Below are 14,270 nucleotides of genomic sequence, written 5' to 3'. Positions count from 1 at the left end.
ACGGTCTATGATTTGCCAATCGGGGCGTACCATTTGAATATATTGAACGATGAAGGAACAACCTTTGTTAGACAATTGATTATAAGGAGGTAAAGGTTGGCATGGCAAATGGTCCATTTTTCGCGGTTGACTGCGCACAACATGTTCAAATAAATAGGAAGGCAAGGAGTCTCTTTAGAGACGCTATGCCTTCTCTTAATAGCACAATGGAACGGTAATTATTTAGCCCTTTCTGAAAGGTAAAGAGTAGCACCTTTATTATTTTGAAATTCGTAAGACATTCCCCATCATATGTTCCTATTCCTCCATTTCTTTAAAATAATATACGTTTCATGTTGAATAATAGTCCCTTTTTATTCAATAAAACAGTCTACTCTTGCATCGTGTGATATACGTTCTGCACATCATCATCATCTTCTATTTTTTCGAGCAGTTTTTCTACATCGGCAACTTGTTTTTCATTCAATTGTTTGGTTATCTGAGGAATACGTTCAAAACCTGAGGATAAAATTTCAACTTCTCTGGTTTCCAGTTCTTTTTGGATAGCACCAAAACTTTCAAAAGGAGCATAAATTAAAATACCGTCATCGTCAACAAAAACTTCTTCAGTGCCAAAATCAATCATTTCCAATTCTAGTTCCTCAGGATCAATACCTTCTCCATTAATTCTAAAATTGCAAGTATGGTCAAACATAAATTCTACTGAACCTGAAGTACCAAGGCTACCATTACATTTGTTGAAATAACTTCTAATATTGGCTACGGTTCGTGTATTGTTATCTGTTGCAGTTTCAATAAGAATAGCAATACCATGTGGCGCGTAACCTTCGAACAAAACCTCTTTATAGTCACCAAGACTTTTATCGCTTGCCCTTTTAATAGCGCGCTCAACATTGTCTTTGGGCATGTTTACTGCCTTGGCATTCTGGATAACAGCTCTGAGCCTAGAATTTGAATCAGGGTCAGGACCACCTTCTTTTACAGCCATAACAATATCTTTGCCTATACGTGTAAAGGCTTTTGACATTGCGGACCATCGCTTCATTTTACGTGCTTTTCTAAACTCGAAAGCTCTTCCCATAAAAAATAAATTTTACAACGAAAACAAATTTAAGAAATCACCATACATTCACAAATACTGAAACTACGATTGTGAATTTACGATTGATTCGATTGCAATTGCTAAATCAAAATCATTTTGGGTAATTCCTCCGACATCATGCGTATTTAATTTAATGGTCAATGAATTGTACACATTTTCCCATTCAGGATGGTGATTCTGAGCCTCACATTCAAAGGCTATTCGAGTCATTACTGAGAAGGTCTCTTTGAAGTTTTTGAATTTATAAGATTTATATAGATACCCATTTTTATAGTCCCACCCTTCAATATTTTTAAGTTGACCGATAATCTGAATTTCATGTAGCTTTTTCATAAGCTTAAAGTTATGAAAATCAGTCTACCATTAAATGATGATCTACGATTTCTTGATAACTAATTCTTAGGTTTTTTGGCAGTTTATTCTCTTTTGGCAATGCAGCCAAATAACGGTCTTCGTTTGTTGTGTATACTTTTTTTAGAATAGGATGATGATTTCCTAAACGTTTGATGACTTCTTTTATAAAATCTTGATGATGAACTAAATCAGTACTTCCTAAATGAAAAACTCCATATTTATCCTGATTAATAAGGTAATGTATTTGCTGGGTTAACCTATCATCATTGGTAACGTTAATGATTAGATTTGGAAAAACCTCAATAGGCTCATTTGATTCAAGTAGTATTTTAATTTCCTTGATTCTGGGTGAAGTGTTGCCAAATACCATTGGTACTCGTAGAATACCAATTTTATGTTTTGGTATTCGCATCATCATATTTTCAATTTTTATTTTTAATCTGCCGTAAATACTTTCTGAAAGTGTTTTGTCGTTTTCATAAGAAGGGTATTTACTGTAAGCATCAAAAACATTGGCTGAAGAAATGAAATAAAGCTTGCATTTAGATTTTGTTAAATACTCCATCAAGTGAACATGGACTTGTACCTGAGAGGTAAAATCACCTCTTATGGAAGAAATAATATAATCGGGCTTAACGATTTCAAGAATTTTAAAAATATCGTCTTCTTGAATATCGTACTTAAAAAATTGTTTATTTCCGCTAAGAGCAGAATTGCTAAAATAAGTTCCGTAAGTATCAAAGTAATTACAAAGCTCTTTGTAAAGTGCGTTGCCTATAAAACCACTGGCGCCAAGTATGAGAATTTTCTTTTTCTTCAAGTCTTAAAAAATTGAAAGTCCTGTTCTTGTAGTTAACTTCTCTAGGGCCTGCATACCCAATTTTGAGTTTCCTTTTTTATTCAGACCTGGGGACCATGTTGCCACACAAAAATCGTTAGGCAATAGTGCAACAATGCCACCACCAACACCACTTTTACCGGGCAGACCTACTTCAAAGGCAAATTCACCCGCTTCATCATAAAACCCAGAAGTAAGCATAATAGCATTAATACGTTTCACTTGATTAATATCTAAATACGTATGGTTTTGTAAACACTTTCCACGGTTAACAAACATATAGAAAACATTGACCAATTGCCGGCAGGACAAAGTCAATGAGCACATGTGAAAATAAAAGTCTAATACTTCTTCAATATCGTTGTGGAGATTGTTATAAGACTTTATCAAATTGGCTGCCGCATAATTTCTAAACCCAGTCTTTTTTTCTGATAGGGCAACCTTTTGATCATAGTTGATAGATGGATCATTTGCTATGCTTCTTACATAATGCAAAAATTCGCTTTTCGGATTTTTAAATTGCGAAATCAAAACATCAGCCACTACAATTGCCCCGGCATTTATTAAGGGGTTACGTGGCACACCTTTTTCCATTTCAAGCAATGATAAATGGTTAAATGGGTCCCCAGATGGTTCAACGCCTACACGATTCCATAAATTGTCCCCTAAAATTCTAAATGCCATAGAAAGGCTCAGTACCTTAGCAATACTTTGAATAGAGAATTGTTCTGCTGCATCTCCAGCGTTATATAGATTTCCTTTATTATCAAGAAGGCTGATACCAAATTTATTCTTGTCAACTCTTGCCAATTCAGGAATATAAGTAGCTACAACACCTTTATCTTTTTTAGATTTTGCCTCAGCGGCAATGGCGCCTAGAATACTCTGAAAATCTATCATTAAACTTTATAAAACGGAAGTTTCACCACTGTAGCCGATAAGGCGTTTTTGCGAATCTGGATATTAATTTTGCTTCCAATTTTCGAAAAAATAGTTGGAACATAACCTAGTCCTATTCCTTTTCCTAAAGAAGGAGACATTGTTCCGGAGGTTACGACACCAATCTTTTTTCCTTGTCCATCCACAATATCATAATCTTGTCTTGGAATTCCTCTATCGTCTAATTCAAAAGCGACAAGCTTTCGTTCTGGTCCATGCTCTTTTTCTTTTCCAAGAGCTTCACTATTTACAAACTCTTTCGTGAATTTAGTAACCCAACCAAGGCCGGCCTCAAGTGGTGAGGTATTATCGTCTATATCATTTCCATATAAACAATAGCCCATTTCAAGTCTTAGGGTATCTCTTGCAGCTAACCCGATTGGTTTAATGCCAAAATCAGCTCCGGCCTCTAAGACTTTATCCCAAACTTGTTTTACTTCAGAGTTTTTACAATAAGTTTCAAAACCTCCTGAACCCGTGTAGCCAGTAGCTGAGATGATTACATGTTCAATACCAGCAAAATCACCCACAATAAAGTTGTAGAATTTCACCGATTCTAAATCATGTGACGAAAGTGATTGCATGGCTTCAACCGCTTTTGGGCCTTGAATTGCAAGCAAGGAATAATCTTCAGATAAGTCTCGCATTTGTGCCCCTATTGATTCGTTGTACTTTGAAATATGGTTCCAATCTTTTTCAATATTAGAAGCATTTACTACCAGCAGATAAGTCTCCTCCTTGACTTTGTAAATAATCAAATCATCCACTATTCCCCCAGTTTCATTAGGTAGGCAACTGTATTGTGCTTTACCAACGCTAAGTTTGGTCGCATCATTAGAGCTTACTTTTTGAATTAACTGTAGTGCTTTTGGCCCTTCAATTAAAAATTCACCCATATGAGAGACATCAAAAACCCCTACCGAATTTCTAACGGTTTCATGTTCTGCATTAACCCCTTCATAAGACACAGGCATGTTATAACCTGCAAAAGGTACCATTTTGGCACCCAACGAAATATGGGTTTGCGTAAGTGCTGTATTCTTCATCTTTAAATATTAGTCAAAGTAAAAATATTGAATTAATGTTGGGTGACTTTTAATCGAGACCTATTGTTTTGCACAAATACCTGTTGATTTTTTTATTTGCTTAATAAATAGGCTTTTAATTCTTTGTAGGACTTGATTTTAATAGATACCTTTTCTTTATTCATGACTGCTTGTATCTGTTTAGGAATTTCTGGCTTCATATGTAGGGTTTCTTCAACTATATCCAAAAACTTCACGGGGTGTGCAGTTTCTAGGAAAATTCCGTAGGATTCTGAATCAATTTTTTGATGTTTTTTTAAGCCTAAATAGCCAACAGCTCCATGTGGGTCAGTCATGTATCCAGTTTCTTTATATATTTTTGACATTGTCATTTTTGTCAAAGCATCATCAAAGGCATAAGAAGAAAAAATTTCTGAAAGTTTTGAAAAGTCATTGTCATATAAATTTTGAATACGGACAAAGTTACTGGGGTCACCAACATCCATTGCGTTAGAAATAGTTGCAATTGAAGGCTTTGGTTCATATTCACCAGTAACCATAAATTGAGGAACTGTATCGTTAACGTTGGTAGCTGCAATGAAGCGTCTTACAGGCATACCTAATTTTTGGGCAACCATACCAGCACAGACATTTCCAAAATTGCCAGATGGGATTGAAAATACGATTTCCTTTCCTTTTGATTTTGCTTGTTTATATGCAAATAAAAAGTAAAATAGTTGCGGTAACCACCTAGCAACATTAATGCTGTTAGCTGATGTTAATTTTCTGTTTGTAGTGATTTCTTCATCTAAAAATGCGGTTTTAACCATTCGTTGGCAGTCATCAAAAGTACCCTCAACTTCAATTGCAGCAATATTTTGGCCTAGCGTTGTTAACTGCTTTTCTTGAATTTCGCTTACTTTTCCGCTGGGGTAAAGAATAACCACCCTAACACCTTCAACACCCAAAAAGCCATTGGCGACAGCACCTCCTGTATCTCCAGATGTAGCAACTAAAACGGTAACTTCTCCCTTCTTTCTTTCAGAAAAATAGCCTAAACAATTTGCCATAAAACGGGCGCCCACATCTTTAAAGGCCATAGTAGGACCATGAAAAAGTTCAAGTGTTGAGATTTTGTCTTCAATTTCGATTATGGGGAAATCAAAGTCGAGCACATTGGCTAAAATCTCTCTTAATTTTTCATCGGGAATTGTTTCTTTTACAAATTGATGAATAGCTAAAAATGCAATTTCTTGATTGGAAAGCGATTCAATAGTTGAGAAAAAAGTATCGGGTAGAGGAGTTATGCTTTCTGGAAAATAAAGACCTCTGTCCGGTGCAATTCCATTGATTACAGCATCTTTAAATGATACTTCAGGTGCTTTCTTGTTTAGACTGTAGAACTTCATTTTTATAATTGTTTACTCAATAATTGAGATTTTAATGCCCTGATGACGGTCTCAAAATATTTTTATGGGTTTTATTTATATGTCTTTAGGGCCTGCCATAAGACTTGCTACACCTCTAGAACAAATTTTTGAGACATGTACGTCAAAATCCAATCCAATGGTTTTATAAACCGATGCCATTTCTTTTGCAACTATTTGTGCAGTTTCCTCACCTTTACTCAATGCAAAGATTGAAGGCCCTGAACCGGAAATACCACAACCTAGAGCTCCAGAATCATGAACTGATGATTTTACTTGGTCAAAACCTGGGATTAAAATAGAACGGATAGGTTCAACAATATGGTCTTCTAAAGAACGTCCGATTAGGTTATAATCTTTGGTATATAGACCGGCTATTAAGCCCCCTAAATTACCCCACTGCCGGATTCCCTTTTCCAAGGAAATGTTAGTTTTAAGAATTTTACGGGAATCAGAAGTTTTAATTTCTATTTGGGGATGAATGACAGTTGCGAATAATTCATCAGGTGCTGGTATTGGAATAATATCTAAAGGGTCATAACTTCTTACCAATGTAAAACCACCATAAATTGCCGGAGCCACATTATCAGCATGAGCTACATCACTTGCTAATTTTTCTCCCTGCATGGCAAATTGGACTAATTCCAATTTTGTAAATGGGTTACCTAATAATTGGTCCATTGCCCAAACGGCACCAGTTGAACTTGCCGCACTGCTGCCAATACCACTACCTGGCTTTATTTTTTTTTGTATTTCAATTTCGAATCCACCTTGATAATCACTTTTTTGCAATAAAGCTAACCCAGCTACACCAGCAACATTATTTTCTGTTGCTAAAGGAAGTTCTTGTCCTGTGATTTTGGTGATTTTGATTCCAGGTTTATCTGTTTTGCGCACTAGCATTTCGTCTCCAACCGATTCTAAGGCTAATCCAAGCACGTCAAATCCGCAAGAAACATTGGCAATGGTTGCGGGGCAAAAAACTTTAATTTCTTCCATGATTTAGAAATTACCTATTCTGATGACATCAGCAAAGATACCAGAAGCCGTGACATCGGCACCAGCACCAGCACCTTTAATAATCATGGGTTGATTAGCATATCGTTCTGTATAAAAAAGTACGATATTATCACTACCATCTAGATTATAAAAGTCATGGTTTTCAGGTATTTCTTGCAGACCAACTTTAGCTTTGCCATCTTCAAATTGAGCTACGTATTTTAGTTTGCTACCTTTTTGAACGGCATTTTGATATAATTTTTGAAAATCATTCTCATATTTCTTTAGTGACTCAAAGAATTGTTCATTTGAAGAGGTTTTTAAACTTTCTTCTGGTAAGAACGAATCATTTTCAATGGCATCAATTTCTAGTTCATATCCGCTTTCACGTGCTAAGATCAAAATCTTTCGCATTACGTCAACTCCACTTAAATCTATAGTTGGGTCAGGCTCGGTATATCCTTCTTCCTGCGCTTGTTTGACCACATCATGAAAGCTTGTATTATTGTCAAAATTGTTAAAAACAAAATTCAAACTTCCAGATAAGACAGCTTGGATTTTTTTGATTTTGTCCCCTGATGCAATTAGATGTTTTAAAGTGTCAATGATTGGCAGACCGGCTCCAACATTGGTTTCAAATAAAAATGGAGCATTAAATTGTTTTGCTAATCGCTTTAGCTCTTTATAATTAGAATATTCTGAAGAACAAGCAATTTTATTACAGGTAACTACAGAAATACTACTATTTAAATAAGAAGAATAACTACTTGCAATGATATCACTGGCCGTATTATCCACAAAAACACTATTTCTATAGTTTAACTCTTTGACTATTTTAATGAATTTATTTGGGTTTGCTTTTTGACCATCGGCCAAGAAATTTTGCCAGTCATCAAGCGAGATACCATTTTCATTAAAGGCCATAGTCCTAGAATTTGAAATTCCGATTACTCTAACATTCAATTTTAATTCCTCTTGTAGGTATTTTCTCTGTTTTTTAATCTGATTTAAAAATTTAGCTCCAACATTTCCAACCCCCATCACAAACAAATTCAACTGCTTGATATTTTTTTCAAAGAAAGTTTCATGAAGTGTGTTTAATGACTTTTTTACATCTTCTTTGCGAATTACGGCCGAAATATTGCGTTCAGAAGCTCCCTGGGCAATAGCTCTAATATTTACGTTATTTCTTCCCAAAGTACTGAACATTTTTCCACTTAAACCTTGATGGCTTTTCATATTATCGCCGACTAAAGCAATAATCGCCAAATCACTTTCGATAATTACCTTCTTTATTTTATTTGTGGTAATCTCATAAGTAAATGCTTTGTTAACTGCGGCCACTGCTTGTTCGGCATCTATGTCTGAAATGCCTACACAAATAGAATGTTCTGATGATGCCTGCGTAATCATGACAATACTAATGCCCTCTAGAGACATCGTTTCAAAAAAGCGTTTTGAAATGCCAGGTATACCAACCATACCTGGGCCCTCTAAAGAAAGCAAGGTAATGTTATTTACATGACTTATTCCACGTACCGTTTTGCCCTGATCATTATTGTTTTTGGTAATCTTAGTCCCTTCATCTTCTGGAGCGAAAGTATTTTTAATTATAATAGGAATACTTTTTTGAAGTACAGGTTGTATTGTAGGAGGGTAAAGTACTTTGGCACCAAAATGGGAAAGTTCCATTGCTTCTTCGTAAGAGATATATGAAACACATTTGGCTTGTTTCACCAATTTTGGGTTCGCAGTGTACATTCCGCTGACATCTGTCCATATTTCCAAAGTTTCTGCGTTTATTGCAGCAGTAAGAATAGCTGCGCTATAATCGGACCCACCTCGCCCTAAAGTAGTTGCCTTTCCTGAATGCGAAGAAGAAACAAAACCTGGTACAACAGTAATCTTGTGTACAGTACTATTAAAATAATTTTCACAAATACTATTGGTGCGTTCAAAATCTACTGCTGCCTTGCCAAAGGCTTCATCAGTTATAATGAGTTCTCTACCACTTTTTAAGCTAACATCCAAACCTTCAACTTTTAAGTATTCACTTATGATGAAAGATGATAAAATTTCACCATAGCTTACTATTTTGTCACTTAATTGTGGAGTTGCTTCACCTATCAAATATGAACCCTCCAATAAAGTTTCCAAATCATTGAGTTCAGCTTTTACTTTTCCTAAAACACTACTTTGAGTAGTCACAGAAAACAATTTTTTTATCGTGCTAAGGTGCCTTTCTTCAATTTCATTAAAACTATTCCTATAATTCACATTTTGTTTTGAGGCCAATTCAAGTGTAACGAGAAGTAAATCAGTTATGCCGCCTAAAGCAGAAACCACAACCCCAATCTTGGTTCCTTCATTTTTTTGAAGTATGTTCTTAACAAGCTTAATGTTTATGGCATTGGCAACAGATGTTCCACCAAATTTTAGGATTTTCATGATTTAGAAAGTTGATAATAGTATTGGAATTAACTAATAGGATAGGACGGATGAATATATAGCATTTTACCCCAAAGGGGTTGTGAAAAAAGGAATAGTGCTATACGTGTTGCAGTTCATCAAAATTAGTTTATGGCTGTTTGCTTGAATTGATAAGCAATTCTAAAAGACCAAAAGTAGTACTTTTGTTTAGTGCTTCAAATGAATCCCAAATTTTTATCAAATTATCAATAATTTGCAAATTTTAGTATTGAATGAAAATTTTTACCGCAGAACAAATCTATGCTGCTGATAGATTCACAATAGAAAAACAGCAAATTACAAGTGATGTATTGATGGAAAGAGCAGCTACTCAAATTTACGAGTGGATGAATTCTCGTTTGCAGGGTGCTCAAGTAAAGATTCATCTTTTTTGTGGAATCGGCAATAATGGAGGTGATGGAGTTGCCTTAGCACGGCAGTTACATGAGAATGGATATTCAATAGAGGTCTATGTGGTCAATTATAGTGATAAAAGATCTAAAGACTTTTTATTAAATCTTGATCGATTAAAAGAACGTAAACTATGGCCGGAATTTCTAGATTCAGGTTGTGATTTTCCTGAGCTTGGGAGAAAAGATATTATTGTCGATGCCGTATTTGGTATTGGTTTGAATAGAAATCCAGATGCGTGGGTTCTAAAATTGATAAATTATCTAAATACATCTTCAGCGTTTATATTGTCGATAGATATTCCTTCGGGACTTTTTATGGAAAGGGTGCCAGAGAATAGAGATGATATCATACGTGCCAACCATGTATTGAGTTTTCAAGCTCCAAAATTATCTTTTTTTCTTCCCCAGACTGGAATTTATATTAATCAATGGGAATTGCTAGATATAGGTTTGGATGATGAATACCTCTTTAAAACCGAAACAGTATATGAATTGATAGGCAAGCCAGAAGTTCTTCCCATGTACATGCCAAGGCTCAAATTTTCTCATAAGGGTAATTATGGACATTCCTTTATCATTGGGGGAAGTTATGGCAAAATTGGAGCAGTTCAGTTAGCTGCAAAGGCCTGCTTAGAAATTGGGAGTGGCCTACTTACCACCTATGTTCCTGAATGTGGCTATATCCCTATGCAAACCTCGTTACCCGAGGCGATGGTGATTGTAGATGATGAAGATGAAAAAATAACTACTATCAATTTTGATTTAAAACCCACGGTTGTAGGTATTGGAATGGGTATGGGAACTCATAAAATAACTATTAAGGCCTTTTCAGAATTTTTAAAAACAAATACAGCTCCATTAGTTATCGATGCAGATGGGTTAAACATACTTTCGGGGACGCCCGAATTATTAAATAGATTGCCAAATCAAACGGTATTGACTCCACATCCAAAAGAGTTAGAACGACTATTGGGTAAGTGGAGAGATGATTTTGATAAATTAGATAGGGCAAAGGCCTTTTCAAAAAAGTACGATTGCATTCTAATCATAAAAGGAGCGCACACCATAGTGATTTACAATGGTAAAGGGTATGTGAATTCTACAGGAAATCCAGGTATGGCAACAGCTGGCAGTGGAGATGTTTTAGCTGGAATGATAACTGGTTTGATAGCACAAGGGTACAATTCTTTGGATGCCTCTGTTTTTGGGGTTTACCTACATGGACTATCAGGAGACTTATCTGTTTCTGAAAGTGGTTATGAAGCTGTAACGGCTTCAAAGCTAATCGATAACATAGGTAAAGCTTTTCTTGAATTATTCAGAAGGCCAGAACAAGAGCAACATATTGAAGAAAAGAACTAAAACTTTTTACTTTTCTTTTTCTTCAGTCGTTTTTTAATCCAGACTAAGGCATTATCGTATTCTATAAAAAACTCCATATTTTTTTTGTAGAACATTTTTTCAATCTTAAAGTTATGCATGTCAATCTCTTTTTTTGAGACAATGGCGAATGCCTTAAGATTATCCAAACCCCTTAAATAGGTATAGGTGATTGGGTCAATTGCATAAGAATTTTTTCTAAGGCTTATATAGCCAAACTCTTTTCCTCTAAAATGAATTTCCGAAATACCAATAATTTGATATACTTTTTCAAGTGTAATTGTAGATCCTTCTTCAAACGTGGAAACCATATAATCTTTATAGACTTGAACAATTCCAATGTCTAAATGATATTCCTTTACCACAATGGCTTTTTTAGTAAAACCCATCTTCATGCCCCATTAATTTATAGTGTTGAGACAAAAGTAGTTTTATGGTTAGCTAAACTGAAAATTTTTAGATTAACTACTTAAATATCGTTTATAATGTTAAAATGTATTAGTGATATGCTCTATTTCCTACATGAAATGAAGACATAAAAAAGGAGTCGATTAATCAACTCCTTTGTACATTTAAAAAGTTATTGAATATTATGCTTTTGAAGATTTCTCAGCCTTTTTAATTTTTATGGTGAGCTCTTCTTTTTTCTCATTCAGGTCCATAAAAATACTATCGCCTTCATCTAAGTTTGAGTTAACGATTTCTTCGGCCAAAGCATCTTCAATATACTTTTGAATGGCTCTTTTTAAAGGTCTTGCACCATATTGTTTGTCAAAACCTTTGTCAGCGATATAATCTTTGGCCTTTTCAGATAGATTTAAATCATAGCCAATATCCTTGATTCTTTTGAAAAGTTTATCCAACTCAATATCAATGATTTTATGGATGTCTTCCCGCTCTAAAGCGTTAAACACGATTACATCATCAATTCTATTTAAAAATTCAGGTGCGAATGCCTTTTTCAGCGCATTTTCAATAACACTTTTTTGATGTGTGTCGGCCTGAGCTTTTTTAGATGCCGTACCGAAACCTACTCCTTGACCAAAATCTTTCAATTGTCTAGCGCCAATATTAGATGTCATAATGATAATCGTATTCCTAAAATCGATTTTACGACCTAGGCTATCGGTTAGAAATCCATCATCCAATACTTGAAGTAACATATTGAATACATCGGGATGCGCTTTTTCAACCTCATCCAGAAGAATAACCGAATAAGGTTTTCTTCTAACTTTTTCTGTTAGTTGGCCTCCTTCTTCATAACCAACATAACCTGGAGGTGCACCTACCAATCTAGAAATCGCAAATTTCTCCATGTATTCACTCATATCAATTCGTATGAGTGTATCTTCAGAATCAAATAGTTCTTTTGCAAGAACTTTAGCAAGTTGAGTTTTACCAACTCCTGTCTGTCCCAAGAAAATAAATGAGCCTATAGGTTTATTCGGATCCTTAAGGCCAGCTCTGTTGCGTTGTATTGCTTTTGCAACTTTAGCAACAGCTTCATCTTGACCAATAACATTGTCTTTGATTAAAGTTGGCAATTCCGCAAGCTTATTGCTTTCTGTTTGTGCTATTCTATTAACAGGTATGCCGCTCATCATTGAAACCACATCCGCAACATTGTCTTCAGATACCGTTTCACGATTTAATTTACTATCCTCTTCCCATCTTGCTTGTGCTGAGGCCAAATCTTTTTCCAGTCTTTTTTCATCATCTCTCAGCTTTGCAGCCTCTTCGTACTTCTGTTTCTTGACTACACTATTCTTAAGCTCCCGCACATCTTCTAATTGTCCTTCAAGCTCGAGAATTTGTTTGGGAACATCCATATTAACAATATGAACTCTAGATCCAGCTTCATCTAATGCATCAATGGCCTTGTCAGGCAAAAACCTATCGGTCATGTACCTGTTCGTCAATTTCACACAGGCAAGAATAGCCTCATCAGTATAAAGAACATTGTGATGGTCTTCATATTTGCCCTTGATGTTCATTAAAATTTCTATGGTTTCTTCTACCGAAGTAGGTTCGACCATTACTTTTTGAAAACGCCTTTCTAAAGCACCGTCTTTCTCTATATACTGTCTGTATTCATCTAAGGTAGTGGCACCTATACATTGAATTTCACCTCTGGCAAGAGCTGGCTTGAACATATTGGAAGCATCAAGACTGCCAGTAGCACCACCTGCACCCACTATGGTATGTATCTCATCAATAAAAAGGATAATATCATCATTCTTTTCGAGTTCGTTCATGACCGCCTTCATACGTTCTTCAAACTGTCCTCGATATTTAGTACCGGCAACTAGTGATGCCAAATCTAATGTGACTACCCGTTTTCCGTATAAAATTCTGGAAACCTTTTTGTTGATAATTCTAAGGGCAAGACCTTCAGCTATCGCACTCTTACCAACACCAGGTTCGCCAATCAATAGCGGATTGTTTTTCTTTCTTCTACTAAGAATCTGCGATACGCGTTCAATTTCTTTCTCACGACCAACAACGGGATCAAGTTTATTTTCCTCCGCCATTTTAGTCAAATCCCTTCCAAAATTATCTAAAACGGGAGTTTTAGACTTCTTATTTCCTTTTTGAGAACTTGAAGAACCAAAAGTACTTTCTTTAGAATCACCACTGGTATCCTCAGGTTCACCCGGGAATGATTCTGAAGTTGGAGAATCTATATAATCATCATCACTTGTAATCATAGATTTAAATTGCTCTTTCACATTATCATAATCTACTTTCAATTTGTGAAGCAATTTTGTGGTCGGATCATTCTCATTTCTGAGAATGCACAATAATAAATGTGCTGTGTTAATAGACGAACTTTGAAAAAGTTTAGCCTCTAAAAAGGTGGTTTTTAAAGCTCGTTCTGCTTGTCTTGTTAAGTGTAGGTTCTTTTTATCTTTTTGCAGAGAACCCGTGTTTGGATTAGCAGGACTTAAAATCTCTACTTTCCTTCTTAGGTGATCCAAATCAACATCAAGTGCATCTAATATATTTATTGCTTTACCATTGCCGTCTCTTAACAGGCCAAGCATTAAATGTTCAGTTCCGATAAAGTCGTGACCAAGACGTAAGGCTTCTTCTTTGCTGTAAGCAATTACATCTTTGACCCTTGGGGAAAAATTATCATCCATAAAATCTCTTTTCAGCAATTAAAATTAATAAAAGTATCCTTACCAAGGTCAAATACCGTACCCTTAATCGATAAACAAGGTTGAAATCACGAAAAAAGACAGCTTTTGGCTACATTTTAACGCTAATTTTGCTGCTATTATTGCCGGGGTTTCATGTTGATAATTTTTTTAATAAACTCTT

11 protein-coding genes are annotated in these 14,270 nt (G+C 35.5%); 1 reads left to right on the top strand and 10 read right to left on the bottom strand.

The features are described 5' to 3' along the window. Positions 1–370 precede the first annotated feature (370 nt). The 8 genes from RM706_RS15715 to thrA all read right to left on the bottom strand — a co-directional run bounded on the left by RM706_RS15715 (position 371) and on the right by thrA (position 9,132). Positions 371–1,081 (bottom strand): YebC/PmpR family DNA-binding transcriptional regulator, encoded by a 711-nt coding sequence (locus RM706_RS15715; protein ID WP_311353222.1) that lies wholly within the window; start codon positions 1,079–1,081, stop codon positions 371–373. A gap of 63 nt (positions 1,082–1,144) precedes the next feature. Then, on the bottom strand, positions 1,145–1,435 hold the full coding sequence (locus RM706_RS15710) for a 4a-hydroxytetrahydrobiopterin dehydratase (protein ID WP_311353221.1): 291 nt from the start codon (positions 1,433–1,435) through the stop codon (positions 1,145–1,147). A 19-nt stretch (positions 1,436–1,454) separates the two neighbouring features. After that, on the bottom strand, positions 1,455–2,276 hold the full coding sequence (locus tag RM706_RS15705; protein WP_311353220.1) for a sugar nucleotide-binding protein: 822 nt from the start codon (positions 2,274–2,276) through the stop codon (positions 1,455–1,457). Positions 2,277–2,279: 3 nt separating this feature from the next. Next, positions 2,280–3,194, bottom strand: coding sequence for a glutaminase (locus RM706_RS15700; protein WP_311353219.1), 915 nt, complete (start codon positions 3,192–3,194; stop codon positions 2,280–2,282). Beyond that, entirely contained in the window at positions 3,194–4,279 is a 1,086-nt protein-coding gene (gene gcvT, locus RM706_RS15695; RefSeq protein ID WP_311353218.1) for a glycine cleavage system aminomethyltransferase GcvT, read from the bottom strand. Before gcvT ends, RM706_RS15700 begins: the two co-directional genes overlap by 1 nt. A gap of 92 nt (positions 4,280–4,371) precedes the next feature. Next, positions 4,372–5,667: a threonine synthase gene (gene thrC, locus RM706_RS15690; protein ID WP_311353217.1), complete on the bottom strand. Its 1,296-nt coding sequence runs from the start codon at positions 5,665–5,667 to the stop codon at positions 4,372–4,374. A gap of 75 nt (positions 5,668–5,742) precedes the next feature. Further along, a complete protein-coding gene (locus RM706_RS15685) occupies positions 5,743–6,684 on the bottom strand; it encodes a homoserine kinase (RefSeq protein ID WP_311353216.1) in 942 nt (313 codons plus the stop codon). 3 nt (positions 6,685–6,687) lie between these two features. Then, the gene (gene thrA, locus RM706_RS15680) at positions 6,688–9,132 is read right to left on the bottom strand and encodes a bifunctional aspartate kinase/homoserine dehydrogenase I (protein ID WP_311353215.1); all 2,445 of its coding nucleotides are present in this window, start codon (positions 9,130–9,132) and stop codon (positions 6,688–6,690) included. Positions 9,133–9,386: 254 nt separating this feature from the next. Here thrA and RM706_RS15675 point away from each other — a divergent pair, with 254 nt between their 5' ends. Continuing rightward, complete coding sequence (locus tag RM706_RS15675) at positions 9,387–10,928, top strand: NAD(P)H-hydrate dehydratase (protein ID WP_311353214.1); 1,542 nt, start codon at positions 9,387–9,389, stop codon at positions 10,926–10,928. Here the strand turns inward: RM706_RS15675 and RM706_RS15670 are convergent. Together RM706_RS15670 and RM706_RS15665 are read right to left on the bottom strand one after the other, a co-directional pair. Further along, entirely contained in the window at positions 10,925–11,341 is a 417-nt protein-coding gene (locus RM706_RS15670; RefSeq protein WP_311353213.1) for an STAS/SEC14 domain-containing protein, read from the bottom strand. The two genes, RM706_RS15675 and RM706_RS15670, sit on opposite strands and share 4 nt — an antisense overlap. Before the next feature lie 195 nt (positions 11,342–11,536). Further along, a complete protein-coding gene (locus RM706_RS15665; protein ID WP_311353212.1) occupies positions 11,537–14,089 on the bottom strand; it encodes an ATP-dependent Clp protease ATP-binding subunit in 2,553 nt (850 codons plus the stop codon). Positions 14,090–14,270 lie beyond the last annotated feature (181 nt).

Origin of the sequence: Croceitalea rosinachiae, assembly GCF_031846445.1 — a bacterium.
Taxonomy (GTDB): domain Bacteria; phylum Bacteroidota; class Bacteroidia; order Flavobacteriales; family Flavobacteriaceae; genus Croceitalea; species Croceitalea rosinachiae.
This window is presented reverse-complemented; position numbering and strand designations above follow the sequence as displayed.

Excerpts from the sequence above, each read along its gene's own strand:
- RM706_RS15715 (WP_311353222.1), bottom strand. The coding sequence starts at position 1,081 with ATGGGAAGAGCTTTCGAGTTTAGAAAAGCACGTAAAATGAAGCGATGG.
- RM706_RS15710 (WP_311353221.1), bottom strand. The coding sequence starts at position 1,435 with ATGAAAAAGCTACATGAAATTCAGATTATCGGTCAACTTAAAAATATT.
- RM706_RS15700 (WP_311353219.1), bottom strand. The coding sequence starts at position 3,194 with ATGATAGATTTTCAGAGTATTCTAGGCGCCATTGCCGCTGAGGCAAAA.
- gcvT (WP_311353218.1), bottom strand. The coding sequence starts at position 4,279 with ATGAAGAATACAGCACTTACGCAAACCCATATTTCGTTGGGTGCCAAA.
- thrC (WP_311353217.1), bottom strand. The coding sequence starts at position 5,667 with ATGAAGTTCTACAGTCTAAACAAGAAAGCACCTGAAGTATCATTTAAA.
- RM706_RS15685 (WP_311353216.1), bottom strand. The coding sequence starts at position 6,684 with ATGGAAGAAATTAAAGTTTTTTGCCCCGCAACCATTGCCAATGTTTCT.
- thrA (WP_311353215.1), bottom strand. The coding sequence starts at position 9,132 with ATGAAAATCCTAAAATTTGGTGGAACATCTGTTGCCAATGCCATAAAC.
- RM706_RS15675 (WP_311353214.1), top strand. The coding sequence starts at position 9,387 with ATGAAAATTTTTACCGCAGAACAAATCTATGCTGCTGATAGATTCACA.
- RM706_RS15670 (WP_311353213.1), bottom strand. The coding sequence starts at position 11,341 with ATGAAGATGGGTTTTACTAAAAAAGCCATTGTGGTAAAGGAATATCAT.
- RM706_RS15665 (WP_311353212.1), bottom strand. The coding sequence starts at position 14,089 with ATGGATGATAATTTTTCCCCAAGGGTCAAAGATGTAATTGCTTACAGC.